The following is a 25,183-nucleotide window of genomic DNA, read 5'->3' on the forward strand; positions in this document are numbered from 1 at the left end:
GGTCGATCTGTCGCCTTTGCCCGGCGCGCCGTCGCGGAGATGACGTCACTTCGCCACGCTCCGCCGGTAGGAAAGCGAGGTGCGGTGGGTAGGGCTAAGGCGCCGTCAGTTCTCGCTCCAGGAAACCGGGAGACCCCCGTGACCGCGACCCCCGCCCCGCACCCCGGACGGATACCGATACCCCGTCAGCCGGCCCGTGCCGACGCGCCCCTGACCAGCGAGCCGCCGCTGCCCGACGCGGCCCCGCTCATCAGCGAACCGCCCCTGACCGAGGCGGCCCCGCTGACCAGCGAACCCACCGGAGCATGACCGGACGAAGACCCACCGGAGTGTGAAGTGACCCTGGCCCGTCTCGCCGCCCGTCACGGCGTCGCCACCGAGTACAGCCCCAGCGCGGGCGTCACCGTCGTCGTGCCGGAGACCGCCGTGGTGGCCGTCCTCGGCGCCCTGGGCGTCGACGCGACGACCCCCGAGGCGGTCGCCGCCGCCCTCGACGCGGCGGAACGGGCCGAGCGCGAGCGCCTGTTGCCGCCCACCCTCGTCGTACGGGCCGGGGAGGGCCCGGCGCGGCCCCCGGCCGGCCTCCCGCCCGGCACCCGGCTCCGCGTCACCACCGAGGAGGGCGAGACCCTCACCGGCGAGGCCGGGAGTGACTGGGGGCGGCTGCCCCTCGGCGTCCACACGGTCGAGGCGCAGGCCCCCGACGGGCGCTCCGCCACCGCAGCCCTCGTCGTGAGCCCCGCGCGCGTGCCGGGCCCCGACCGCCGCACGTACGGCCTGCTCGTCCAGCTCTACTCGCTGCTCTCCACCCGTTCCTGGGGCATGGGCGACCTCGGCGACCTGCGCGAGCTCGCCGCCTGGGCGGGGCGCACGCACGGCGCCGGGTTCGTCCAGGTGAACCCGCTCCACGCGGGCGTGCCGGGCGCCCCGAGCGACCCGTCCCCGTACCGCCCCTCCTCGCGCCGCTTCCCCGACCCGGTCCACCTGCGGATCGAGGCCATCCCCGAGTACGCGTACGTGCGCGAGGGCGGGGGCGCGGGTTCCGGCCCGCGCGAGGAGCTCGACCGGATCCTCGCCGACGCCGCCGAACTGCGCGAACAGGTCCTCGCGAAGGGCGTCCTGATCGACCGGGACGCCGTCTGGGAGCTCAAGCGGCGCGCCCTCGAACTCGTCGTCGGGGGAGTGGAGCTCGGCCCCGGGCGCCGCGCCGACTACCACGCCTTCCTCGCCGAGCGGGGCCGCGCCCTGGAGGACCACGCCACCTACCAGGCCCTCGCCGAGCGCCACGGGCCCCACTGGCGGAGCTGGCCCGAGAAGCTGCGCGCGCCGCGCTCGGCGGAGGCGGTCGTGCGCTCCGACGCAGAGCTCGCCGCCCGCGTCGACTTCCACTGCCGGCTGGCCTGGCTGACCGACCGCCAGCTCGCCGAGGCCGCCGAGGCGGCCCGGGAGGCCGGGATGGCGGTCGGGATCGTCCACGACCTGGCGGTCGGCGTCCACCCGGAGGGTTCGGACGCCTGGGCCCAGCAGGACGCCCTCGCGGCGGGCATGTCGGTCGGCGCCCCGCCCGACGCGTTCAACGCCCGCGGCCAGGACTGGGGCCTTCCGCCCTGGCGGCCCGACGCCCTGGCCGCCTCGGGCTACGCCCCGTACCGCGGTCTCCTGCGCGAGATCCTGCGCCACGCGGGCGCGTTGCGCATCGACCACGTGATGGGGTTGTTCCGGCTCTGGTGGGTGCCGGAGGGCCAGGAGCCGACCGAGGGGACCTACGTCCGGTACGACGCCGAGGCGATGCTCGCCGTCCTCGCCCTGGAGGCGCACCGCGCGGGGGCCCTCGTCATCGGCGAGGACCTCGGCACGGTCGAGCCCGGCGTGCGGGAGGAGCTCGCCTCCCGGGGGGTGTTCGGGACCTCCGTGCTCTGGTTCGAGCGGGACTGGGCGGGCGGCGGGCGCCCGGTGCCGGCGGACGCCTGGCGTGCGGAGTGCCTGGCCACCGCCACCACCCACGACCTGCCGTCCACGGCAGCCCGGCTCTCCGGCGAGCACGTCGTCCTGCGGCACCGGCTCGGACTGCTCGACGGCGACCTGGAGCGCGAGCGCGCGGCGGACGCGGCCGACACCGCCGAGTGGCTGGGCCTCTTCGAGCGGCTGGGGCTGCTCCCGGAGGGCCCGGGGACGCCGGGAGCCCCGGGCGTGCCGGGGTCGCCGGGGGCCGAGGAGGCCGAGATCAAGGCCGTCCACCGGTTCCTGCTCGCCACCCCCGCGCGCATGGTGGGGGTGTGGCTGCCGGACACGGTGGGGGACCGCAGACCGCAGAACCTGCCGGGCACCTGGGACCAGTACCCCAACTGGCGGCTGCCGATCGCGGGCCCCGACGGGCAGCCGCTCACCCTGGAGCGGATCGCCGCCTCGCCCCGCGCCCACGCGCTCCTGCGGGAGCTGCACGCCCGTACGGCACCCCCGGGCGCGCGGCTCGTTTAGGTGTTCGCTACTTTGGAGCGGTGGACAAGAAGAACGCCCTGCGCGCCGGTGCTCTCGCGGCCGGTACGACGCTGATGATGCTGCTCATGTCGTCCCCCGCGCTCGCGCTCACCCGCGACGACGGTGACGACCCGGCCCCCAAGCTGGAGGTCGTCGAGACCCTCGGCCTGTTCGTGGTCGCCCCGCTGGTGCTGTTCCTGGTCATCGCGGGCCTGGTGATGGTGCTCGACAAGTCCAAGAAGGCGTAACCGCCTCTTCTGACGATTCCCGTCGAGGGCGCCGCACGGTACGAGGTACCGCGCGGCGCCCTCGCGTGCGTACGGCCGTGCGCGCGGAGGCGCTCGCCCGCGCCTCCGGGCCCGACGCGGCTCAGGCCGTCGTCGCGAGCAGCTTCCGGAGCAGTCCCGTCAGCTGCTCCGCCTCCGCCTCCGTGAGGGCCGCCTCCAGGGCCGCCCGCTGCTGCGCCAGCCCGGCCTCGACGGCCCGGTCCACCAGCTCCCTGCCGTGCTCGCTGAGGGTCACGCGCAGCCCGCGCCGGTCGTTCGGGTCGGGGCTGCGGGTGAGCAGCCCGGCCTTCTCCAGCTTGTCCAGCCGGCCGGTCATGCCGCCGGTGGTGATCATCAGCGTGGCGGTCAGCTCGCGCGGCGAGAGCGTGTACGGCTCTCCGGACCGGCGCAGCGTCGCTAGCACGTCGAACTCCCCGAGCGCCATGCCGTAGGGCGCGTACGCCTTGTCCACCTTGCCGCGCATGGCGTTGGCGAGCCGGTAGATCCGCCCGAAGACGGCCATCGGGACGGTGTCCAGGTCGGGGCGGACGGCCGCCCACTGGTCCGCGATGGCGTCGACGGCGTCGTGCGCGGGACCGGGGTTCGGGTTCTGCGTGGTCATGGGGGCAGTGTTCCCCTCCCCGCGCCTCGATGGCAAGAAAGCCACTTGCAAGTAAGTAGCTTAGTGCTAAGTTAATTACCGCCAAGCCGATCCGGTGACCCGCAGCCACCGGAACCGGAACTCCGCGTCAGGGGGAACCACCATGTCCCGCAAGGCCGCCGTCGTCGCCCTCACCGCCCTCGCCCCCGTCTCCTGGGGCACCACCTACTTCGTCACCACCGAGTTCCTGCCGCCCGACCGGCCCCTCTTCACCGGCCTCATGCGGGCCCTGCCCGCCGGACTCCTGCTCCTCGCACTCACCCGCAAGCTCCCGCGAGGGGCCTGGTGGTGGAAGTCGGTCGTGCTCGGCGCGCTCAACATCGGCGCCTTCTTCCCGCTGCTCTTCCTCGCCGCCTACCGGCTCCCCGGCGGCGTCGCCGCCGTCGTCGGCTCCGTCGGCCCGCTCTTCGTCGTCGGCCTCGCCGCCCTCTTCCTCGGCGAGAGGCCCACCGTGAAGTCCCTGCTCACCGCCGTCGCCGCCGCCTTCGGCGTCAGCCTCGTCGTCCTCAGGGCCGGAGCCGCGCTCGACCTCGTCGGGGTCGTCGCCGGACTGCTCTCCGCGCTCTCCATGTCGGCCGGCGTCGTCCTCACCAAGCGCTGGGGCCGCCCCGAGGGCGTCGGCGCCCTCGCGCTCACCGGCTGGCAGCTCACCGCCGGCGGTCTTGTCATCCTCCCGATCGCCTTCCTCGTCGAGGGCGCCCCGCCCGCCCTCACCGGCACCCACCTGGCCGGTTACGCGTACCTCGCCTTCGGCAACACCGCGGTCTCGTACTTCCTCTGGTTCCGCGGCATCGAGCGCCTCAGCGCCTCCTCGGTCACCCTCCTCGGCCCGCTCTCGCCGATCACCGCCGCCGTCGTCGGCTGGGCGGTCCTCGGGCAGGCGCTCGGCCCGGTGCAGGTCACCGGCATGGCGATCGCCTTCGGCGCGACGCTCGTCGGCCAGCTGGGACCGCGCAAGCCGGCCCTCGCGACGCCCGCCCTCGCGGGCTCCGCCACCGCGAACTCCGCCCCCGTGAAGGCCGAACCGTTCAGCACCACTGAAAGGACCTCCACGGAACCGTCGTCCGGCCCGAAGCACCTCGCCACCGCCCGCCGGTAGATTGCGCCCCATGACCGAGTGGGACATCAAGAAGCTCCAGATCCTCCGCAGCCTCCGTGATCGCGGCACCGTCACCGCGACCGCGGAGGCCCTGTGCATGACCCCCTCGGCCGTCTCCCAGCAGCTCACCAACCTCTCTAGGCAACTGGGGGTGCGGCTTCTGGAGGCCCAGGGCCGCCGCGTCCGGCTCACCGACGCCGCCCACCTCGTGCTGCGGCACGCCGAGGCGGTCTTCGCCCAGCTGGAGCGCGCCGACGCCGAACTCGACGGCTACCTCCGCGGCGAGGCGGGCCGGATCCGCCTCGCCGCCTTCCCGACCGCCGTGCCCGCCCTCGTCGTCCCCGCCGTGCGCCGGCTGCGCACCGCCCACCCGGGGCTCGACCTGCGGGTCCGCGAGGCCGAGGCGGCGGAGGCGTACGAGCTCCTGGCCGCCGGCGAGGTCGACCTCGCCCTCTCGCTCGCCGCCCACGCGCCCTCCGCGCGCGACCCCAAGTTCAGCCGCACGCCCCTGCTCGCCGACCCGCTCGACGTCGCCCTGCCGGTCGGCCACCCCCTCGCCGACGCGCCGGGCCTGCGGCTCGCCGACCTCGCCGCCGAACCCTGGATCTTCGGCGGCTCCGGCCCCTGGTCCGAGATCACCACCGCCGCCTGCGAGGCCGCCGGGTTCGTCCCCGAGCAGGCCCACAGCGCCTCGGGCTGGTCCGCGATCCTCGCCATGGTCGAGGCCGGGATGGGCATCGCGCTCGTCCCGCGGATGGCCTCCGCCGACCGCGGGACCGGTGCCGGGTCCGGCGTCGTCATGCGCGTCCTCTCCGCCGACCAGCCGCGCCGCCACGTCGTCGCGGCCGTCCGGAGCGGGGCGGAGGAGGGGCCCGCCGTGGCCCGGGTGCTCGCCGCGCTCCGGCAGGCCGCCGCAGCGCGTGAAACTGTTCAGCAAAACTGAACGACATCGTCGAAAACATTCGATGGACCGCATGGGTCCGTCCCCCGCAGAGTGGAGGACATGACGACGACCTTCGAAGACCAGGACCCGCACGCCAACGACGCCGCCCCCTACTCCGGCGGGGACCCGTACGCCGACTACCGCGCCGGCGACTTCCCCTTCACCGAGCTCGTCGACCTCGCCGACCGCCGCCTCGGCGCCGGAGTCATCGCCGCCAACGACGAGTTCTTCGCCGAGCGCGAGAACCTCCTCGTCCGCGAGCGCGCCGTCTTCGACCCCGAGCGCTTCGGCCACAAGGGCAAGATCATGGACGGCTGGGAGACCCGCCGCCGCCGAGGCGCCGACGCCGACCACGTCTTCCCCGCCCCCGACGACCACGACTGGGCGATCGTCCGCCTCGGCGCCCCCGGCGTCATCCGCGGCATCGTCGTCGACACCGCCCACTTCCGCGGCAACTACCCGCAGAAGATCAGCGTCCAGGCCACCGCCGTCGAGGGCTCGCCCAGCCCCGCCGAACTCCTCGACGCGAAGTGGGAGGAGCTCGTCCCGCCCACCCCCGTGCGCGGCCACGCCGCCAACGGCTTCGCGATCGACGTCGAGCGGCGCTTCACCCATCTGCGCCTCTGCCAGCACCCGGACGGCGGCGTCGCCCGCCTCCGCGTCCACGGCGAGGTCGTGCCCGACCCCGAGTGGCTGGAGCTCCTCGGAACCGTCGACCTGATCTCCGTACTCAACGGCGGGTCGTACGAGGACGCCTCGGACCGCTTCTACTCCTCGCCGACGCAGATCATCCTGCCCGGCACCTCCCGCAAGATGGACGACGGCTGGGAGAACCGCCGCCGCCGGGTACGCGACACGAACGACTGGGTCCGCTTCCGGCTCCCCGCCCAGGGCGCGGTCCGCGCGGTCGAGATCGACACCGCCTACCTCAAGGGGAACTCGGCGGGGTGGATCGCCCTCCAGGGCCGCAACGGCGACACGGGCGAGTGGTTCGAGATCATCCCGCGCACCCGCCTCCAGCCCGACACCCTCCACCGCTTCCGCCTCGACGCCCAGGCCGTCGTCACCCACGTCCGCCTCGACGCCTTCCCCGACGGCGGCGTGGCCCGCATGCGGCTCCACGGCTCGTTCACCAAGGAGGGCGCGGCCGGCCTGCGCGCCCGGTACGCGGCGCTGACCGGCTGACGCACCGCGCCGACCGGCTCGGCGCGAGCGGGGGTACGAGGACGGGGGCGCCCTCCTGGGGGACGAGGACGGGGCGCCCTCCTGGGGTACGACGACGGGGCGCCCTCCGGGGGGAGGGCGCCCCGTCCTCGTACAGCCGACCGCTACGCGGCGGCCGCCGCGTCGGCCGCGCGCGCCTTCAGGGCGCGCTCGACGCCCGCACGGCACTCCGTGACCAGACGGCGCAGCGCCGGGACCGGCTGGTGCTCGGCGATCCACGCGTCGGTCGCGTCGAGGGTCTCCTGCGAGATCTGGAGCGACGGGTAGAGCCCGACCACGATCTGCTGGACGATCTCGTGGCTGCGGGTCTCCGAGACGCCCTTGATCGCCGCGAAGTACTTCGCCGCGTACGGGGCGAGCAGCTCGCGCTGGTCGTACTGGACGAAGCCGCCGATGACGGCCTCGGTCACCGCGTTGGCCAGTGAGTCGTCCTCGACGACCGAAGCCCACGCCTCGGCCTTCGCGGCCTCCGTCGGACGGGCCGCGCGGGCGGTCGCCGCGTGGCGCTCGCCCGCCGCCGTGCGGTCGCGCTCCAGCTCGGCGGCGATCTCCGCCTCGTCGAAGCGGCCGGTGGTCGCGAGCCGCTGGACGAACGCCCAGCGCAGCTCGGCGTCGACGGCCAGGCCCTCGATGACCTCGGAGCCGTCGAGCAGCCCCGCGAGGACGTCGAGCTCCGCCTCCGTGCGGGCGGTCGCCGCGAAGGCGCGCGCCCACGCGAGCTGGTGGTCGCTGCCGGCCTCGGCGGCCCGCAGCTGCTCCTGCGCGAAGGTGCCCCAGCGCGCCAGGCCCTCGGCCCGCCACTCCGGCGCCGCGTACTGCTCCAGGGCGGCCTTGACCTGGCCCTGGAGCGACTGGACGACGCCGATGTCGGACTCCTTGGCGACACCGGAGATCACGAGCTCCAGGTAGTCGCGGGTGGCCAGCTCGCCGTCACGGGTCATGTCCCAGGCGGAGGCCCAGCACAGCGCGCGCGGCAGGGACTCGGCGAAGTCGCCGAGGTGCGCGGTGACGTTGGTCAGGGACACCTCGTCGAGGCGGACCTTGGCGTACGACAGGTCGTCGTCGTTGAGCAGGACGACCGCCGGGCGGGCCTTGCCGGCCAGCTGCGGCACGGCGGTCAGCTCGGCCGCCTCGATGTCGAGCTCCAGGCGCTCGGTGCGGACCAGCTTGCCGGCCGCGTCGAGGTCGTAGAAGCCGATCGCGATCCGGTGCGGACGCAGGACGGCCTCGCCCTTGGCGCCGGCGGGCAGCGCGGGGGCCTCCTGGCGGACGGCGAAGGAGGTGATGGAGCCGTTCTCGTCGGTCTCGATCTCCGGGCGGAGGATGTTGATGCCGGCCGTCTCCAGCCACGCTTTCGACCAGGTCTTCAGGTCGCGCCCGGAGGTCTCCTCCAGCGCGCCGAGCAGGTCGGACAGGCGTGTGTTCCCGAAGGCGTGCGCCTGGAAGTACGCCTGCACGCCCTTGAAGAACTCGTCCTCGCCGACGTAGGCGACGAGCTGCTTGAGGACGGAGGCGCCCTTGGCGTACGTGATCCCGTCGAAGTTGACGAGCACGTCCTCCAGGTCGGTGATGTCCGCCATGATCGGGTGCGTCGACGGAAGCTGGTCCTGGCGGTAGGCCCAGGTCTTCTCGCGGTTGGCGAAGGTCGTCCAGGCGTTCGGCCAGCGGGTGCCCGGCACCGAGGCCTGGCAGGCGACCGAGGTGAAGGTCGCGAACGACTCGTTCAGCCAGAGGTCGTTCCACCACTCCATGGTGACGAGGTCGCCGAACCACATGTGGGCGAGCTCGTGCAGGATCGTCTCGGCACGCATCTCGTACGCCGCGTCCGTCACCTTCGAGCGGAAGACGTACTGGTCGCGGATGGTGACCGCGCCCGCGTTCTCCATCGCGCCCGCGTTGAACTCCGGCACGAAGAGCTGGTCGTACTTGGCGAACGGGTAGTCGTACGCGAACTTCTCCTGGAACCAGTCGAAGCCCTGGCGGGTCACGTCGAAGATGTGGTCCGCGTCGAGGAACTCGGCCAGCGACGGACGGCAGTAGATGCCGAGCGGAACGGTCCTGCCGTCCTTCTCGTACGAGGAGTGGACCGCGTGGTACGGGCCGACGATGAGCGCCGTGATGTACGTGGAGATGCGCGGGGTCGGCTCGAAGACCCACACGTCGTCCTTGGGCGTCTCCGGGGTCGGCGAGTTGGAGATCACCGTCCAGCCCGTCGGCGCCTTCACGGTGAACTGGAAGGTCGCCTTCAGGTCGGGCTGCTCGAACGAGGCAAAGACCCGCCGCGCGTCCGGCACCTCGAACTGGGTGTACAGGTAGGCCTGGTCGTCGACCGGGTCGACGAAGCGGTGCAGGCCCTCACCGGTGTTCGTGTACGCGCAGTCGGCGACGACACGGAGCTCGTTGCGCCCGGCCCTCAGGCGGGGAAGGGCGATCCGGGAGTCCCGGAAGACGGCCGCGACGTCCAGCGACTTGCCGTTGAGGACGGCCTCGTGGACGGCGGGGGCGACGAGGTCGATGAAGGTCTCGGCGCCCTCCTCGGCGGAATCGAAGCGGACGGTGGTGACGGACCGGTAGGTGCCGCCCTCCTGCGCACCGGTGAGGTCCAGTTCGACCTCGTACGCGTCCACGCTCAGCAGGGCCGCCCTCTGCTGGGCCTCTTCACGGGTCAGGTTCGTACCAGGCACCCGGTCAACTCCTAGGTTTCGTGACGTTTGGCCCATCTTTCCACGGGGTGAGGCGGAGGCGCACCGTACATTTCCACGGCGAAGGGGCGGCACCCGTGCGGGTGCCGCCCCTTCGGAGAACTCCGGTGGATCAGCCCTCGAGCTCGGCCGCGACCAGCTCCGCGATCTGCACGGCGTTCAGCGCCGCGCCCTTGCGCAGGTTGTCGTTGGAGAGGAACAGCGCGAGGCCGTTCTCGACGGTCTCGTCGACGCGGATGCGGCCCACGTACGAGGCGTCCTTGCCGGCGGCCTGGAGCGGCGTCGGGATCTCGGAGAGGACCACGCCCTCGGCGTCCTTGAGGAGCTCGTAGGCGCGCTCGACGCTGATCGGGCGGTCGAAGCGGGCGTTGACCTGGAGCGAGTGGCCGGAGAAGACCGGGACGCGCACGCAGGTGCCGGAGACCTTGAGCTCGGGGATCTCCAGGATCTTGCGGGACTCGTTGCGGAGCTTCTGCTCCTCGTCGGTCTCGAAGGAGCCGTCCTCGACGATCGAGCCGGCCAGCGGGACCACGTTGAACGCGATCGGGCGCTTGTAGACGGCGGGCTCGGGGAACTCGACGGCCTCGCCGTCGAAGGCGAGCTGGTCGGCGTTCTCGGCGACGGCACAGGCCTGGGTGCGCAGCTCGGCGACACCGGCCACGCCCGAGCCGGAGACCGCCTGGTAGGTGGTGGCGACCAGCGCGGTCAGGCCGGCCTCCTGGTGGAGCGGCTTCAGGACCGGCATGGCGGCCATGGTGGTGCAGTTCGGGTTGGCGATGATGCCCTTGGGGCGGTCCTTGATCGCGTGCGGGTTGACCTCGGACACGACGAGCGGGACCTCGGGGTCGCGGCGCCAGGCGGAGGAGTTGTCGATCACGACGGCGCCCTGGGAGGCGACCTTCTCGGCGAGGGCCTTGGAGGTGGCGCCACCGGCGGAGAAGAGCACGATGTCGAGGCCGGTGTAGTCGGCGGTGGAGGCGTCCTCGACCGTGACCCCGTCGACGACGGTGCCGGCGGAGCGGGCGGACGCGAAGAGCCGCAGCTCGTCCACGGGGAAGTTGCGCTCGGCCAGGATCTTCCGCATGACTGTGCCGACCTGACCGGTGGCTCCGACGATTCCGACCTTCACGGGGACTCCTCCGTACGTGTGTGCAGGGTGCTGCCGCCATGATGCGTGCGTGCCCGGGCGCCTTGTCCAATCCATTGTCCAGGGTTCGGGACGGGTGCCGGACACGTCACACCGGGGAACCGGGAGGCGCCCGACCGCCGGGGACGCCGAAGGGCGGGCACCGGTTCCGGTGCCCGCCCCCTCGTTCGTACGGTGTTACGGGGTGACCGCGCCGATCAGGACGCTGCCGGTGCCCGCGACGGTGCCGCGCGCGTTGACCAGCTGGACCTCACCGAAGAACTGGCGTCCCTCGGGGGCCGCGCCGGCGACGACGACCTGGGCCGAGAACGGGGCCGTGGCGCCGTGGGCCAGCGGGACCGCCGCCGTGTCGGCGACCTGGACGGTGCCGAGCGAGGCGGAGACGTACCGGTCCTTGTAGTCGTACGTGGTGCCGCCCTCGGCGTGGACCGCGTAGCCGTCGATGGTGACCGTGTACGTACCGGCCGCCGGCTTCACGAGGGTGACGGACTCCTCCGAGTCGCCGTCCGCCGACTGGCCGACCTGCTTGCCGTTCAGCGAGACCGTGAGGTCGAGGTCGGCGGCCTTGTCGGAGGTGTTGCCGATGGCGATGTCGAGGCGGTCGACGCCCTCACCGATGGTGACGGTCTTCGTCTGCGTCTCGTGGTGCTGGATGGTCGGCGTCTCGGTCTTCTGCGAGCCGAGCGGGCCGCCCTTCAGCTTGCCCTCGATGCCGGCGAAGCGGTTGGTGACCGTCCACTGGACCGGGGCGGGGGTGCCGATCTTCGCCTCGGCGAGGTTCTGCACGGCCGGGTCGAAGTCGGCGCCGAGCGCGGTGACACCCAGGGTGTACGGGTTGTCCAGGTCGGGCGACGTACGGCGGGCCTCGACCTCGATCTCCCAGACGCCGGGCGTCGGGTTCGCGTAGGACCGCAGGTCCGGGCGGCAGGTGTTCGCCGGGTTGTAGTGCGGGTAGCAGCCCGTGGTGGCGGTCGGGTCGACCGGCACGCCGTACGGGTGGATCGCGATGAAGCGGGTCTGGCTCTTCGCCTTCAGGCCGCCGATGGCGACCTCCAGGGTCTTGGCGCCCTCGGGGACGGTGACGAAGTACGACTTGGTGCTGTTGCGCTGCACCGAGCCGGAGGCGGAGAAGCCGTAGCCGGGGGCGACCAGGTCGCTCGCGACGACGACGGTGTTGAGGACCTGCTTGTCGACGCCCTCGGTCTCCTCGTCGTCGGCCTCCAGGATGACGCTGTGGGCGCCGGCCGTGGTGGGACGGGCCTGGAGCTTGACCGTGACCGGCGTGTTCAGCGGCAGGTCGATCTCGTCGTCGCCGAGGAGACGGAACGTGCCGTCGTTGTTCTTCAGCTCCAGCTCGTGCTCGACCGGGCCCGCGGGGCCGCTCGTGCGCGTGATGGTGACGTCGTAGACCTTCTTCTGGCCGACCTTGAGGCCGCCCTCGCGGTCGTACACACCGGTGCCGGTGTGCGGGGCCGGGAAGATCGCGGTGTCGACCGGCGCCTGGACCTTGTAGTCGTGGGCGGTCGCGCCGTCCTTGATCGACTCCCAGGCCTCGACGATGTCGATGCGGCCCGCGCCCTGCTCGTGGGCGGCGACGCCGGGGATGCGCTTCGCGGTGGAGGTCAGCGCGGTCCGCAGGGTCAGCGGGGAGAGGGCGATGCCCTTCTGCTTCGCGGCCGACAGCAGCAGCGCGCTCGCGCCCGCCGCCTGCGGCGAGGACATCGAGGTGCCGTTGAGCATGCCGTAACCGGCGGGCAGCGCGTAGCCGGACTCGGCGACGCCCGCGCCGGCCTGCCAGGTCGGGATGGTGTTCACGGACGAGCCGGGGGCGGTGATCGTCGGCGTGAGGCCGCCGTCCTCACGCGGGCCGCGCGAGGAGAACGGGAACATCGCGTACGGCTTCTCGACGGCCGAGCCGTAGTTGGCTGCCCAGGTCGACTTGGAGACGGCGGCGCCGACCGAGAGGACCTTGTCGGCCAGACCGGGGTCGCCGATCGTGTTGATGCCGGGGCCCGAGTTGCCGGCCGAGATGACCAGCTGGACGCCGTAGGTGTCGATCAGGCGGGTGTAGAGGCGGGCGCGGACGTTGTCGCCGTCGTTCTGCTGCGGCAGGCCGCCGATCGACATGTTGACGATGTCGACGCCGCGGTTGACGACGAGGTCCGTCATGCCCTCGGTGAGGGCGGTGTTGGTGCAGCCGCCGGTCCAGGTGCACGCGCGCGAGGAGACGATCTTCGCGCCGGGGGCCGCGCCGTTCATCCGGCCGCCGAAGAGGCTGTTGGCGGCGGTGATGCCGGCGACGTGGGTGCCGTGCGAGGACTCGACCAGGCCGACGTTGACGAAGTCGCGCTTCTGGCCGATCCAGGGACCGCCGTACGGGTCCATGGGGACGTTCTTGCGGATCTCCACGACGAACGGGGTCTTCTCGACGACCTCGGTGGCCGGGTTGTCGGTACCGAAGTAGCCGATCTGGAACCCGTCCTTGTACGGCTTCATCGGCTCGTTGTCCGTGAAGTCGTTGTCCTGGTCGATGTCCACGCGGACGGTCCCGGCGGCCGGGTCGTACAGCAGGCCGAAGATGTCGGCCGTGTCGCCGTCGCGGTTGACGTCACCGGCCGGGTCGCCGCCCTTGGTGATGGACTCGTCGAAGCGGCTGAACTGGTAGGAGCCCTCGGGGGCCTTCCAGCTCTGCGAGGCGCCGGTGAAGACCGGGCCCGCGACCGGGGCGTTCTGCAGGCGCCAGGTGGCGTCGCTCTCGGTGATCGGGTCCGTTGCCGTCACCCAGTCGACGATCTTCCGCTCGCCCGTCGTCGTCTTCTGCAGGGCCGGGTGTCCCAGGTCGACGCCGGAGTCCAGGATGCCGATGGTCACGCCGCGGCCGTCGGCCTTCGGGTGGTCCTCGACGAACTCGACCGCGCCCGTCTCGTGCGACGGGTTGTACGGGTTCTTCGCCGGGGTCTTCGCGCTCGGGGCCGGGTACGTCGAGGTGACGGTCGTGCCCTCGACGGCACCGGTCGCCGTGTCGGCGGCCGGGGTCGGGTCGTCCAGGGCGATCTCGGCCTGGAGGTCGATCGCCTGGACGGAGGAGAGCTTCACGGCGGCCGCGATGGCGGCCTCGGCCTTGGCGGTCGGCAGGGTCGCGCGGACGTAGCCGAGCGCGTCCTGCTGCTTGCCGACGGAGGCGCCGGGAACCGCGTCGAGCTGACCGGCGACCTGCTCGGTCGCGCCGGGGGCGGTGGCGACGAGGACGGTGACGGTCGGCGCGCCGCTCGTCTCGGCCTCGGTCAGCCGCTGGGCGTCGGTCGGACCGAGCTTGTCGGCCGGGTCCGCGGTCTTGACCGGAGGAGTGGTGGCCGGGGCCTCGGTGGCGAGCACGGGAGCGGCACCGGTGGCGACGAGCGCGGCGACGAGCCCGGCGGCGGCGGCGATGCGCGCCGCGCGCCTGTGCCCTGCCGTCGAGCCTCCGGGTATGGAGCTCCGAGTTTCGGGGGCGGTCATTTATATCCCTGTGGGTGAAAGGAAAGAGTCCGGTAATAGGTGCCGGATGACCGCTCAGCCTTTCGTAAGTGACACGTCTTTGTGGAGAGTTACCCCGTATCGGTTTGGCGTCGCGGCGTAAACCCGCCAGTGTTCTCGATGCGCCACAGGGGACGAAACCTCTCCAAGGGGGGTGAGTTACCCGCCGTCCGGACCTAACCTCGACGCATGAGAACGGAGTTGCGGGTGGCGTCCTACGCCGTGTGCGTCCGTGAGGGCGAGATCCTCCTCGCCCGTTGGGTACCGAGCGACGGCAACAAGCGGTGGACGCTGCCCGGGGGCGGCATGGACCACGGCGAGGAGCCCGTCGACACCGTCGTCCGCGAGGTCGAGGAGGAGACCGGGTACGTCACCGAGCCCACCGCCCTCCTCGGCATCGACTCCATCCGGCGGGGCTGGTTGCGCGGGCTCCGCGCGCCCGGCGACTGGCAGGGCCTGCGGATCATCTACGAGGCCCGTGTCACCGGCGGCACCCTCCGCCCCGAGACCGGCGGCTCCACCGACCTCGCCGCCTGGCACCCCCTCGACAGCGTCCCCGACCTGCCCCGCGTCTCGCTCGTCGACATCGGCCTCGACCTCTGGCGCAACCGGCCCGCGGTGGGCCGCTCCGCGCTCACCGAACCGTCCGGCAGCTGACGGTTCCGCCAAACGGCTGAAAGACGCCCAACCCCCGTAACCCGGCTCAACCGTCCCGCCGGCCCCGTGGTCCTCCCCTGCGACCGCCGCGCACACCGCACGGCGGCGTTTCAGGGGAGTCCGCATGTCAGCCGCACGCACCACCCGCACGCTCGTCGCCGCCGCGATCGTGGCCGGCCTCACCGCCACCGCGCTCGCCGCACCCGCCGTCGCCGCGCCCGTCGACGCGACCGGGCGGGACCACGCCGCCACCCAGCGCGCCCTCCAGGCGGCGGTCGACGCCGGAGTCCCCGGTGTCGTCGCCCAGGCCCGTGAGGGGAACGACCGCTGGACCGGCACGGCGGGCGCGCGCAAGGGGAACGACCGCTACCGCGTCGGTTCCATCACCAAGACCTTCGTCGCGACCGTCCTCCTCCAGCTCCAGGCCGAGGGCCGCCTCGACCTCGACGACCCGGTCGAGAAGTGGCTCCCCGGCGTCGTCCGGGGCAACGGCCACGACGGCCGGAAGATCACCGTCCGCCAGCTGCTCAACCACACCAGCGGCGTCTACAGCGTCACCTCCGACCCCGCCTTCCAGGAGAAGGTGTTCGGTCCGGGCTTCCTGGAGCACCGCTACGACCGCTGGACCCCCCGGCAGCTCGTCGGCATCGCGATGACCCACGCCCCCGACTTCGCCCCCGGCGCGGGCTGGAACTACTCCAACACCAACTACGTGCTGGCCGGCATGGTGATCGAGGCGGTGACCGGCCGCCCGTACGGCAAGGCGGTCGAGAACCGCGTCATCAAGCCGTTGAAGCTCCGCGCCACCAGCGTCCCCGGCACCGACGTCTCCATGCCGAAGCCGAGCTCCCCGGCCTACTCCAAGCTCACCGCCGACGACCCGGCCGCCCCCGTCCACGACGTCAGCCGGCTGAGCCCGACCATCGCCGACGCGGCCGGCGAGATGATCTCGGACTCCCGCGACCTCCAGACCTTCTACCGCGCCCTGCTCTCGGGCCGGCTCCTCCCCGGGGCCGAGCTGAAGGAGATGACCGACACGATCCCGCTCTCCGACGAACGCCCCGGCCTGGGGTACGGGCTCGGGCTCATGAAGCAGGAGCTGAGCTGCGGCACGGAGGTCTGGGGTCACGGCGGCGGCATTCACGGCTCCGTCTCCGAGGCCGTGACCACCAAGGACGGCCGCCACTCCCTCGCCCTGAACCTCAACGCGGACTGGACGGGCGACAGCCAGGCCGTCCTGGAGGCCGAGTTCTGCGGCTGACCTCCGTCCCGATCCGCCCGGATCACCGCGGCAGGACGACGACGTACGCCGACGGCATCCGGTCCGGCGCCGCCATCAGGGCCGTACGGACCACCGTGGCCTGCTGGTCGAGGGCCTCGCGCAGCTTGCGCGGGGTCAGGTGGACGACCGTGATGCCGAGCCGCTCCAGGTGCTCCCGCTTGCGGGTGTACTCCGACCACAGCGCGTCGTCGTCCTCCCGGGGCGCCCGGGTGTCCAGTTCGACGGCGACCGCCTGGTCCGGCCAGTAGGCGTCCACGCCGCCCAGGTGCGGGCCGCCCGGCAGGCGCAGGTCCACGTTCCACAGCGGGTCCGGAAGCCCGAACTCGCGCACCATCTCGTACAGCCGCTCCTCGGAGAGTGCGCGGCCCTCCACGAGCAGCGTGTCCACCGCGTCCACCACGTGGGGCCGGGTGAGCAGCCGTGCCCGGCTCAACTCCCGGACGACCGCCGCCGGTTCGCAGTGCCCGCCGCGGACCGCCTCGGTGAGCAGGCGGCGTACGGTCTCCGCGTCCGTGAGGCCCGAGACGGCGTCGGCGACGGCGCGGGCGACGGGGGCGACCGGCAGTCCCGTGAGCTCCACGGGCTCCGGGCTCTCGGGCGCGCGCACCACCCGCACCCAGCCCGTCGAACGGAGCCGCCGGGTGCGCGGGACGAGGACGTCGATCCGGTCGAGGGCGGTCAGCGGCGGCGCGGAGGCGAAGCGGTGCAGGGTCAGGGCGGCGAGTCCGGTGATCATCGCGTCGGGGCCCTGGACGGGGAGGCTGCCGGACCTGCGGGCGTACAGGAGGGCGGCGCCGAGCCGGTCCTCGCTGGTGGGCGGGCCGGGCTGGAGGAGGAAGACGCCGGGCAGGAGCTGCTGCCAGCCGCCGGGGCGGCAGCGCGCGGCGACCTCGCCGGCGGGGATGCCCTGCGCCCTCAACTGGTCGGTGGAAGCGATCCGTTGGGGTCGCCCGGTGCGGGAGGCGAGGGGGAGGGGGCGGGGGGTGATGGGGGTGTTGTGGTTCATGCCGGGGGTCTTCCGCAGCCGGAGGCGGCCCTAACCCCTGTTACACGCCCGTCGACATTCCGGGACAACCCCGTCCTAAAGTACGCGCGTTCGAGTGCCGATGAGGGTGGTCCGGCGGCCCGCACTTCCGTGAAGCTCTCCGCAAAGCCCGGCGGGGGCCGCGCGCCGCAGCGCACGACCCCCGCCGGTGACCGGGAGATCAGCCCGCCAGGCGGTCACACGCCTGCCCGCGCAGCACCCGCGCCAGGTCGTCCCGCGACTCCAGGACCAGGCGCCGCAGCGCCGGAGCCGCGTCCGCGTGCTCCGCCAGCCAGGCGTCCGTCGCCGCGAGCGTCTCCTCGTTGTCCTGGAGGCCCGGGTACAGGCCCCGCACGACGTCGATGCCGATCTGGATCGACCGCTCGTCCCACAGCCGCTCGATCGCCGCGAAGTACCGCTCCGTGTACGGCGCGATCAGCTCGCGCTGCGAGGGCTGCACGAAGCCGGCGATGACGGCCTCCACCAGCGCGTTCGACAGCGCGTCCGACTCGACGACCTGCGCCCAGGCCTGCGCCTTGACCTCGGCCGAGGGCCGCGAGGCGAGCAGCCGCACCTGGTGGCGCTTGCCCGTCGCGGTGTCGTCGCGGGCGAGCTCCTCGCCGATCCGGCCCTCGTCCGCCCGGCCGTGCGAGGCCAGCGGGGAGAGCAGCGCCCAGCGCAGCTCCTGGTCGACGTCGAGGCCGTCGACCTTCGCCGTACCGTCGAGGAGTCCTTCGAGCAGCTGGAAGTCCGCGTCGGAGGAGGCCGCGGCGGCGAAGAACCGCGCCCAGGTCAGCTGGTGCTCGCTGCCCGGCTCCGCGAGCCGCAGCTCGCGCAGGCCGCCCTCGGCGAGCAGCCGCCCGCCCTCCTCGCGCCACTCGGGGGCCGCGTAGAGCGTGACGGCGGACTTCGTCCAGGCGTGCACCATCTGGAGGACGCCGATGTCGGTCTCGCGGCCCGCGAAGGCGAGCGCGACGGCCACGAAGTCCCGGGCGGGCATGAGCCCGTCGCGGGTCAGGTTCCACAGCGCCGACCAGCACAGGGCGCGGGCCAGCGGGTCCGTGATGTCGCCGAGGTGCCCGCGCAGGGTCGCGAGGGAGTTCTCGTCGAAGCGGACCTTGCAGTACGTGAGGTCGTCGTCGTTGACGAGGACCAGGTCGGGCTTCTCCTCGCCGGCGAGCCCCTCGACGACCGTCCGGGCGCCGACGATGTCGGTCTCCACGCGCGCGTACCGGACGAGCTCGCCGTCCGTCGAGAGCCGGTAGAGGCCGACGGCCGCCCGGTGCGGACGCAGCTCGGCGCCCTCCTGGACGACGGCGAGCTCGGTGATCCGGCCCTCCGCGTCGTAGGTGACGGCCGGGGCCAGCGTGTTGACGCCTGAGGTCTGGAGCCAGGACTTCGCCCAGGCCTTCATGTCGCGGTTCGACGTCTCCTCCAGGATCGTGAGGAGGTCGTTCAGGCGCGTGTTCCCGTACGCGTGGCGCTTGAAGTAGCGGCGCGCGCCCTCCAGGAACGCGTCCCGCCCCGCGTACGCCACGAGCTGCTTCAGCACCGAGGCGCCCTTGGCGTACGTGATGCCGTCGAAGTTGAGCTTGGCGTCCTCCAGGTCACGGATGTCGGCCGTGATCGGGTGCGTGGACGGCAGCTGGTCGGCGCGGTACGCCCAGGCCTTGCGGTTGTTGGCGAAGGTGACCCAGCTGTTGGTGAAGCGGGTCGCCTCCGCGATGCCGAAGGAGCCCATGAAGTCCGCGAAGGACTCCTTCAGCCACAGGTCGTCCCACCACACCATGGTGACCAGGTCGCCGAACCACATGTGCGCCATCTCGTGGAAGATGACGTTGGCCCGGCTCTCGTACGCCGCCTGGGTGACCTTGCCCCGGTAGATGTACTCCTCGCGGAAGGTCACCATGCCCGGGTTCTCCATCGCGCCGAGGTTGTACTCGGGGACGAAGGCCTGGTCGTACTTCCCGAAGGGGTACGGGTAGTCGAAGTTGTCGTGGAAGAAGTCGAAGCCCTGCTTGGTGATCAGGAAGATGTCGTCCGCGTCGAAGTACTTCGCCAGCGACTTGCGGCACATCGCGCCGAGCGGGATGGTCAGCTCGCCGCGACGGTAGCTGTCGGTCACGTAGTGGTACGGGCCCGCGACCACGCACGTGATGTACGTGGAGATCGGCGCCGTCTCCGCGAACCGCCAGACGCCGTCCGCGCCGCGCTCGCCCTCGCCGTTCGACCAGACCGTCCACGCCTCGGGCGCGGTCACCGCGAAGCGGTACGGGGCCTTGAGGTCGGGCTGCTCGAAGTTGGCGTAGACCCGGCGGGCGTCGGCCGGCTCGTACTGCGTGTAGAGGTAGACCTCGCCGTCCTCCGGGTCCACGAAGCGGTGCATGCCCTCGCCGGTACGGCTGTAGGCGCACTGCGCGTCCACCACGAGGACGTTCTCGTCGGCGAGGCCGTCGATCGCGATCCGCGCCCCGTCGAAGACGACCGCCGGGTCGAGCGCGCGGCCGTTGAGCGTCACCGCGCTCACCGAGGGCGCGATCAGGTCGACGAAGGTCGCGTCGCCCGAGCCGGTACGGCGGAAGCGGATCGTCGTCACCGAACGGAAGGTGCGCACCGCCTCCGTCGAGTCGCCGACGGCCGAGCGGAGGTCGAGCTCGACCTCGTACCCGTCGACGGACAGCAGCTCGGCCCGCTCCCGGGCCTCGTCGCGGGACAGATTCTCACCAGGCACGGTCACTCCTTCGTGGCACGTTCGAAACAGCACCGATCCTCCCATGTGTTGCTGACAACCCGGCACACGGGAATGCCGCCGACCGGGGGTGGTGTTGGTGTGCGAAGCGCACACCCGCCCCCTTCCGAGGAGTGACATGTCCGAGACCAGGACCACCGCAGACTTCTACTTCGACCCGCTGTGCCCGTGGGCCTGGATGACCTCCCGCTGGATGCTGGAGGTCGAGCAGGTGCGCCCGGTCGACGTCCGGTGGAAGGTCATGAGCCTGGCCGTGCTCAACGAGAACAAGATCGACGAGCTCCCCGAGCAGTACCGCGAGCTCCTGGAGACCAAGGCCTGGGGCCCGGTCCGCGTCGTCACGGCCGCCCAGCAGCTGCACGGCGACGAGGTCGTCGGCAAGCTCTACACGGCGCTTGGCAACCGCTTCCACAACAACGGCGAGGAGGTCGGCCGCGAGGCGATCATCGGCGCCCTCAAGGACGCCGGCCTGCCCGAGGACCTGATCGACTACGCCGACAAGGACACCTACGACACCGAGCTGCGCGCCTCCCACGCGGAGGGCATCGACAAGGTCGGCCAGGACGTCGGCACGCCGGTCATCGCGGTGCCCGGCCCGGACGGCGACGAGGTCGCCTTCTTCGGCCCGGTCGTCACCCCGACCCCGCGCGGCGACGCGGCGGCCCGGCTGTGGGACGGCACGCTGCTCGTGGCGTCGACGCCCGGCTTCTACGAGATCAAGCGCACCCGCACGGCGGCCCCGAGCTTCGAGTAGGCCGCACGGCAGACGGCCCCCGCGATTCACGTCATCGCGGGGGCCGTCCTCTTTTCCGCCCGCGCGTGAAGGGTGAGAAGACGATCACGAGCAGGAGTGCGGGAGGGGGTGCCTCAGAAGGAGATCAGCGGTACGGACGCCTTGGCCGCCGCGTACCGCTTGCTCACGTCCTGCCAGTTGACGACCGCCCACATCGCCTCGATGAAGTCGACCTTCTGGTTCTTGTACTGGAGGTAGAAGGCGTGCTCCCAGGCGTCGAAGACCAGGACCGGCACGGAGCCCACGCCGACGTTGCCCTGGTGGTCGTAGACCTGCTCGACGACGAGCCGGCCGCTGACCGGCTCGTACGCGAGGACGCCCCAGCCGGAGCCCTGGGTGGTCGCGGAGGCCTTGGTCAGCTGGGCCTTGAACTTCGCGAAGGAGCCGAAGGACTCGGCGATCGCGTCGGCCAGCTCGCCGACGCCGTCGGCGGCCAGCGGCTCGCCGCCGCCGCCGTCCTTCGGGCTGTTCATGTTGTTCCAGTAGATGGAGTGCAGGATGTGGCCGGAGAGGTGGAACGCGAGGTTCTTCTCCAGGCCGTTGATCGCCCCCCACTGGTCCTTGTCGCGCGCCTCCTCCAGCTGCTCCAGGGTGTCGTTCGCGCCCTTCACGTACGCGGCGTGGTGCTTGTCGTGGTGCAGCTCGATGATCTCCGGGTTGATCACCGGTTCCAGTGCCGCGTAGTCGTACGGCAGCTCCGGAAGTGTGTAGACCGCCATTGCCCTGCCCACCCCTTCGACGTCTTATTGCAAGTAGTTCGCAAGTGCAGGCTAGCAGTAGTTGCGTGAATATGTGATCAAGAAACCCCCGGACCGAGAACGGTCCGGGGGTTCGGGGCGGGGTGGAGGGGATCAGCCGTTGGTACGGCCGCCCGCCGTCGCCTTCTGCCGGTAGTAGCCGACCGCCGCGAGCAGCAGCGTCAGGCCGCCCGTGAAGTACAGCTGCACCCGCGTGCCCTCCTCGCGGGCCATCAGGACGAAGATCGCGGCCATGCCCGCGAGCGCCACCCAGGTCAGGACCGGGAAGGCCCACATCCGCACGACCAGCGTCCCGGGCGCCTCGCGCTCGGTGCGACGGCGCAGCACCAGCTGGGAGGCGGCGATGAAGAACCAGACGACCAGGATGATCGCGCCGATGGTGTTGAGCAGCCAGACGAAGGCCTTCTCGGGAGACCAGTAGCTCAGCAGCACGCAGCCGAAGCCGAAGACGGAGGAGACGAGGACGGCCGGACGCGGGACCCCGCCGGAGAGCCGGCCGAGCGCCTTCGGCCCCTGGCCGCGGGAGACGAGCGAACCGGCCATGCGGGAGGCGCCGTAGATGTTGGCGTTCATCGCCGAGAGCAGGGCGGCGAGCACGACCACGTTCATGATCTGCCCGGCGGCCGGGATGCCGAGGTGGTCCAGGGTGGCGACGTACGGGCCCTTCTCGACGATCGCCTCGTCGTCCCACGGGACGAGGGTGACGACGACCGCCATCGAGCCGACGTAGAAGAGGGCGATGCGCCACATCGCCGTGCGGACGGCCTTGGCGACGCCCTGGACCGGGTGCTCCGACTCGGCCGCCGCGATGGTGACCGTCTCCAGGCCGCCGTACGCGAAGACGGAGGCGAGCAGGCCGACGATCAGCCCCTCGGAGCCGTGCGGGAAGAAGCCGCCGTCACCGGTGAGGTTGGCGGTGCCGGGGGCGTCCGTGCCGGGCAGGACACCGGCGATGGCGAGCACGCCGATGCCGAGGAAGAGGACGATCGCGCCGACCTTGAGCGCGGCGAACCAGAACTCGAACTCGCCGAAGTTCTTCACGGCCGCCAGGTTGGTGACGGTGAAGAGCACCATGAAGAGCGCGACCCAGGCCCATTCGGGGCTGCCGGGGAACCAGCCGGTCATGATGTTCGCCGCGCCGATGCCCTCCAGGCCGACGGCGACGCAGAGCAGGAACCAGAAGGCCCAGCCCGAGGTGAACCCGGCCCAGGAGCCGAAGGCGCGCTCGGCGTGGACCGAGAAGGAGCCGGAGGCGGGGTTCGCCGCCGACATCTCGCCGAGCATGCGCATCACGAGCATGACGAGGACGCCGGAGAGGGCGTAGGCGATCACGATCGAGGGTCCGGCGGCGGCGATGCCGGCGCCGGAGCCGACGAAGAGTCCGGCGCCGATGACGCCGCCGAGGGCGATCATCGAGAGGTGACGCTGCTTGAGGCCGTGCGAGAGGCCTTCCGCGGGTGCGTTCGCGCCGTCCTCGCGGTCGGCCGACGCGGGCGCGGTGGTCCGGGACATGGGCGGGCTCTGTTCACTAGGTGAGACGGGGAGAGCCCACAGTCTGAGCGGACGCACCGCTCAGAGGGAACACGCGTCCGCTATACGGTCACGACCTTCACACAATGTGAAGAGTCATGACCGCTTCGTGCTCTTCGCGCGCAGCTCCCGCACCCACGCCACCAGGAGGACGGCCCCGGTCGCCGCCGACGACCACAGCAGCTGCGGCCGCGCCCCGTCGTCGAACAGCATCAGCAGGAACACCGCCGCCATCGCGGCGAGCGCCACCCAGGTCAGCCACGGGAAGCCCCACATCCGCAGCGTCAGCGTCTCGGGCGCCTCCCGCTCGATCCGCCGCCGCAGCCGCAGCTCCGAGACCGCGATCAGGGCCCAGACGAAGAGCAGCACCGCGCCGACCGCGTTGAGCATGTAGAGGAAGACGGACTCCGGCCACTTCAGGTTGAGGAGGACGGAGACGAAGCCGAAGGCCACCGAGGCGAGCACGGCCCGGCGCGGCACGCCGCCGCCGGAGACCCTGAGCAGCCCCTTCGGCGCCTCCCCGCGCTCGGCGAGCGAGAAGACCATGCGGGACGAGCCGTACAGGTTCGCGTTGAGCGCCGAGAGCAGCGCCACGAAGACGACCACGTTCATGATCTGGCCGGCCGCCGGCACCCCGATCGCGTCGAGCACGGCGACGTACGGGGACTCGCCCGGCTCGATCGACGTCCACGGCAGCAGCGTCACGATGACCAGCATCGAGCCCACGTAGAAGAGGAGGATCCGCCAGACCGCGCTGCGCACCGCGCGTGCCACGTTCCGCGCCGGGTCGGCGGACTCGGCCGCCGCGATGGTGACGACCTCCAGGCCGCCGAAGGCGAAGACGACGGCGAGGACGCCGGACACGACCCCCTCCCAGCCGTTCGGCAGGAAGCCGCCCCGGCCGGTCAGGTTGGCCAGCCCCACCGGGTCGGTGTCGGGCAGCCAGCCGACGACGGCGAGGGTGCCGAGCACCAGGAAGAGGACGATCGCCCCGACCTTCAGCGCGGCGAACCAGAACTCGAACTCGCCGAAGTTCTTCACCGCCGCCAGGTTGGCGAGGGTGAAGACCACCATGAAGATCAGCACCCAGCCCCACTGCGGAACCCCCGGCGCCCAGCCGTTCGCGATCCGGGCCGCGCCCGTCGCCTCCACGGCGAGGACGACGACGAGAAGGAACCAGTAGAGCCAGCCGACCGAGAACCCCGCCCAGCGGCCGAGCGCGCGCTCGGCGTGGACCGAGAACGCGCCGGAGGCGGGCATCGCCGCCGACATCTCGCCCAGCATCCGCATGACCAGCATCGCGAGCGCGCCGGCGATCAGATAGGAGACGACGATGCCGGGTCCGGCGACGGCGATGCCGGCGCCCGAGCCGACGAAGAGCCCGGCACCGATCACCCCGCCGAGCCCCAGCATCGTCAGGTGACGCTGCTTCAGTCCGTGGGAAAGGGGCTCCGGTCCGGAGAGGGGCTCCGGTTCGGAGGGGGAGTCGTGCATGTGGGGGGCTCGTGCTCTCTGGCGGTTTATGGAGACTCCACAGTCTCTCTGGTGGCCCGCTTCCGGCGCAAAAAGGACGTCTCGTGGCGAGTTCCCAGTGACAAGGGTCACGTGGCGCGCGGCATGAATTCCGTCCTTTGTCGGAAGTCCATGAACCCCTCGGCTCCGGCTTTGTCGGCGGCAGACGGTGATCGGTCGTTCACCCCTGGCATACCGTCAACCTGTCCCACCCACCCTCACCCTCGCGGAGTACCGATGAGCACCGCAGTCGCCCCCGCCCGCACCCTCCGTGCCGGCACCGTCCTCGCCGACCTGATCCCGGCGAGCCGCGCCCGCGACATCGCCCTGGTCGTCGGCGGCGCCGCCCTCACCGGCCTCGCCGCGCAGATCTCCGTCCCGGTCCCCGGCTCCCCGGTCCCCGTCTCCGGCCAGACCTTCGCCGCCCTGCTCGTCGGCACGGCCCTCGGCGCCCGCCGCGGCTTCCTCTCCTTCGCGCTCTACGCGGTCGCCGGCATGGCCGGCATGCCGTGGTTCGCCCAGGGCACCTCCGGGTACGGGATGCCCTCCTTCGGCTACATCCTCGGCATGCTCCTCGCCTCGACCGTCGTCGGCGCCCTCGCCCGCCGCGGCGCCGACCGCTCGGTGCTCCGCACGGCCGGCGCGATGGCGCTCGGCTCCGCGATCATCTACGCCGTCGGCGTGCCCTACCTGGCGCTCGCCACCGGCATGAGCTTCGGCCAGGCCGTCGCCGCCGGCCTCACCCCGTTCCTCGTCGGCGACGCCCTCAAGGCCGCGCTCGCCATGGGTCTCCTCCCGGCCGCCTGGAAGCTCGTCGGCCGCAAGGGCTGAGCCCCCGCCCG

General features: G+C 72.2%; 19 protein-coding genes. 10 read left to right on the forward strand and 9 right to left on the reverse strand.

Annotated elements, in window-relative coordinates:
* The first annotated feature begins 138 nt into the window (after positions 1-138).
* Genes AB0G79_RS06965 through AB0G79_RS06975 form a run of 3 tightly spaced genes read left to right on the forward strand, consistent with a single transcriptional unit; the run spans position 139 to position 2,726 of the window.
* Positions 139-309 carry a hypothetical protein gene (locus tag AB0G79_RS06965; RefSeq protein ID WP_360801313.1) on the forward strand — a complete coding sequence of 57 codons (171 nt, stop codon included), beginning with the start codon at positions 139-141 and terminating at the stop codon, positions 307-309.
* Between the two features lie 27 nt (positions 310-336).
* Positions 337-2,478: a 4-alpha-glucanotransferase gene (gene malQ, locus AB0G79_RS06970; protein WP_360801316.1), complete on the forward strand. Its 2,142-nt coding sequence runs from the start codon at positions 337-339 to the stop codon at positions 2,476-2,478.
* A 20-nt stretch (positions 2,479-2,498) separates the two neighbouring features.
* A complete protein-coding gene (locus AB0G79_RS06975; protein WP_360801319.1) occupies positions 2,499-2,726 on the forward strand; it encodes a hypothetical protein in 228 nt (75 codons plus the stop codon).
* Positions 2,727-2,847: 121 nt separating this feature from the next.
* Here AB0G79_RS06975 and AB0G79_RS06980 read toward each other — a convergent pair whose 3' ends face one another.
* Positions 2,848-3,366: a MarR family transcriptional regulator gene (locus AB0G79_RS06980; RefSeq protein WP_360801322.1), complete on the reverse strand. Its 519-nt coding sequence runs from the start codon at positions 3,364-3,366 to the stop codon at positions 2,848-2,850.
* A gap of 142 nt (positions 3,367-3,508) precedes the next feature.
* Between AB0G79_RS06980 and AB0G79_RS06985 the strand changes: the two genes are divergently transcribed.
* The 3 genes from AB0G79_RS06985 to alc are packed head-to-tail and all read left to right on the forward strand — an operon-like array spanning position 3,509 to position 6,632.
* A complete protein-coding gene (locus tag AB0G79_RS06985) occupies positions 3,509-4,504 on the forward strand; it encodes an EamA family transporter (protein ID WP_360801325.1) in 996 nt (331 codons plus the stop codon).
* A 10-nt stretch (positions 4,505-4,514) separates the two neighbouring features.
* Complete coding sequence (locus tag AB0G79_RS06990; RefSeq protein ID WP_360801328.1) at positions 4,515-5,447, forward strand: LysR family transcriptional regulator; 933 nt, start codon at positions 4,515-4,517, stop codon at positions 5,445-5,447.
* Positions 5,448-5,507: 60 nt separating this feature from the next.
* Positions 5,508-6,632: an allantoicase gene (gene alc, locus AB0G79_RS06995; protein ID WP_360801331.1), complete on the forward strand. Its 1,125-nt coding sequence runs from the start codon at positions 5,508-5,510 to the stop codon at positions 6,630-6,632.
* Positions 6,633-6,775: 143 nt separating this feature from the next.
* Here the strand turns inward: alc and pepN (AB0G79_RS07000) are convergent, their stop codons facing one another.
* The 3 genes from pepN (AB0G79_RS07000) to AB0G79_RS07010 form a co-directional block, all read right to left on the reverse strand.
* Positions 6,776-9,355, reverse strand: a complete 2,580-nt coding sequence (pepN, locus tag AB0G79_RS07000; protein WP_360801334.1) for an aminopeptidase N — start codon at positions 9,353-9,355, stop codon at positions 6,776-6,778.
* 130 nt (positions 9,356-9,485) lie between these two features.
* Positions 9,486-10,502 carry an aspartate-semialdehyde dehydrogenase gene (locus tag AB0G79_RS07005; RefSeq protein ID WP_360801338.1) on the reverse strand — a complete coding sequence of 339 codons (1,017 nt, stop codon included), beginning with the start codon at positions 10,500-10,502 and terminating at the stop codon, positions 9,486-9,488.
* Between the two features lie 195 nt (positions 10,503-10,697).
* Complete coding sequence (locus tag AB0G79_RS07010) at positions 10,698-14,018, reverse strand: S8 family serine peptidase (protein ID WP_360801341.1); 3,321 nt, start codon at positions 14,016-14,018, stop codon at positions 10,698-10,700.
* A 207-nt stretch (positions 14,019-14,225) separates the two neighbouring features.
* Between AB0G79_RS07010 and AB0G79_RS07015 the strand changes: the two genes are divergently transcribed.
* Positions 14,226-14,693: an NUDIX hydrolase gene (locus AB0G79_RS07015; protein WP_360801344.1), complete on the forward strand. Its 468-nt coding sequence runs from the start codon at positions 14,226-14,228 to the stop codon at positions 14,691-14,693.
* Between the two features lie 124 nt (positions 14,694-14,817).
* Entirely contained in the window at positions 14,818-15,954 is a 1,137-nt protein-coding gene (locus AB0G79_RS07020) for a serine hydrolase domain-containing protein (RefSeq protein ID WP_360801347.1), read from the forward strand.
* Between the two features lie 22 nt (positions 15,955-15,976).
* Here AB0G79_RS07020 and AB0G79_RS07025 read toward each other — a convergent pair whose 3' ends face one another.
* Complete coding sequence (locus tag AB0G79_RS07025) at positions 15,977-16,981, reverse strand: hypothetical protein (RefSeq protein WP_360801350.1); 1,005 nt, start codon at positions 16,979-16,981, stop codon at positions 15,977-15,979.
* A gap of 199 nt (positions 16,982-17,180) precedes the next feature.
* A complete protein-coding gene (gene pepN, locus AB0G79_RS07030; protein WP_360801353.1) occupies positions 17,181-19,730 on the reverse strand; it encodes an aminopeptidase N in 2,550 nt (849 codons plus the stop codon).
* Between the two features lie 136 nt (positions 19,731-19,866).
* On the opposite strand from pepN (AB0G79_RS07030), the gene AB0G79_RS07035 reads away from it, so the two are divergent.
* A complete protein-coding gene (locus tag AB0G79_RS07035) occupies positions 19,867-20,502 on the forward strand; it encodes a DsbA family protein (RefSeq protein WP_360801356.1) in 636 nt (211 codons plus the stop codon).
* A 113-nt stretch (positions 20,503-20,615) separates the two neighbouring features.
* On the opposite strand, the gene AB0G79_RS07040 is transcribed toward AB0G79_RS07035, so the two are convergent.
* The 3 genes from AB0G79_RS07040 to AB0G79_RS07050 all read right to left on the reverse strand — a co-directional run bounded on the left by AB0G79_RS07040 (position 20,616) and on the right by AB0G79_RS07050 (position 24,323).
* Positions 20,616-21,260 (reverse strand): superoxide dismutase, encoded by a 645-nt coding sequence (locus tag AB0G79_RS07040; RefSeq protein ID WP_360801359.1) that lies wholly within the window; start codon positions 21,258-21,260, stop codon positions 20,616-20,618.
* A gap of 132 nt (positions 21,261-21,392) precedes the next feature.
* On the reverse strand, positions 21,393-22,811 hold the full coding sequence (locus tag AB0G79_RS07045; RefSeq protein ID WP_360801362.1) for an amino acid permease: 1,419 nt from the start codon (positions 22,809-22,811) through the stop codon (positions 21,393-21,395).
* A gap of 114 nt (positions 22,812-22,925) precedes the next feature.
* Positions 22,926-24,323 carry an amino acid permease gene (locus tag AB0G79_RS07050; RefSeq protein WP_360801365.1) on the reverse strand — a complete coding sequence of 466 codons (1,398 nt, stop codon included), beginning with the start codon at positions 24,321-24,323 and terminating at the stop codon, positions 22,926-22,928.
* A 255-nt stretch (positions 24,324-24,578) separates the two neighbouring features.
* Here AB0G79_RS07050 and AB0G79_RS07055 point away from each other — a divergent pair, with 255 nt between their 5' ends.
* Positions 24,579-25,172: a biotin transporter BioY gene (locus tag AB0G79_RS07055; protein ID WP_360801368.1), complete on the forward strand. Its 594-nt coding sequence runs from the start codon at positions 24,579-24,581 to the stop codon at positions 25,170-25,172.
* Positions 25,173-25,183: the final 11 nt, after the last annotated feature.

Origin of the sequence: Streptomyces sp. NPDC020807 (assembly GCF_040641575.1) — a bacterium.
Lineage (GTDB): Bacteria > Actinomycetota > Actinomycetes > Streptomycetales > Streptomycetaceae > Streptomyces.

Excerpts from the sequence above, each read along its gene's own strand:
- AB0G79_RS07020 (WP_360801347.1), top strand. The coding sequence starts at position 14,818 with ATGTCAGCCGCACGCACCACCCGCACGCTCGTCGCCGCCGCGATCGTG.
- AB0G79_RS07040 (WP_360801359.1), bottom strand. The coding sequence starts at position 21,260 with ATGGCGGTCTACACACTTCCGGAGCTGCCGTACGACTACGCGGCACTG.
- AB0G79_RS07025 (WP_360801350.1), bottom strand. The coding sequence starts at position 16,981 with ATGAACCACAACACCCCCATCACCCCCCGCCCCCTCCCCCTCGCCTCC.
- AB0G79_RS06990 (WP_360801328.1), top strand. The coding sequence starts at position 4,515 with ATGACCGAGTGGGACATCAAGAAGCTCCAGATCCTCCGCAGCCTCCGT.
- AB0G79_RS06980 (WP_360801322.1), bottom strand. The coding sequence starts at position 3,366 with ATGACCACGCAGAACCCGAACCCCGGTCCCGCGCACGACGCCGTCGAC.
- AB0G79_RS07010 (WP_360801341.1), bottom strand. The coding sequence starts at position 14,018 with ATGACCGCCCCCGAAACTCGGAGCTCCATACCCGGAGGCTCGACGGCA.
- AB0G79_RS07045 (WP_360801362.1), bottom strand. The coding sequence starts at position 22,811 with ATGTCCCGGACCACCGCGCCCGCGTCGGCCGACCGCGAGGACGGCGCG.
- AB0G79_RS07050 (WP_360801365.1), bottom strand. The coding sequence starts at position 24,323 with ATGCACGACTCCCCCTCCGAACCGGAGCCCCTCTCCGGACCGGAGCCC.
- AB0G79_RS07015 (WP_360801344.1), top strand. The coding sequence starts at position 14,226 with ATGAGAACGGAGTTGCGGGTGGCGTCCTACGCCGTGTGCGTCCGTGAG.
- AB0G79_RS07035 (WP_360801356.1), top strand. The coding sequence starts at position 19,867 with ATGTCCGAGACCAGGACCACCGCAGACTTCTACTTCGACCCGCTGTGC.
- AB0G79_RS07055 (WP_360801368.1), top strand. The coding sequence starts at position 24,579 with ATGAGCACCGCAGTCGCCCCCGCCCGCACCCTCCGTGCCGGCACCGTC.
- AB0G79_RS06985 (WP_360801325.1), top strand. The coding sequence starts at position 3,509 with ATGTCCCGCAAGGCCGCCGTCGTCGCCCTCACCGCCCTCGCCCCCGTC.
- alc (WP_360801331.1), top strand. The coding sequence starts at position 5,508 with ATGACGACGACCTTCGAAGACCAGGACCCGCACGCCAACGACGCCGCC.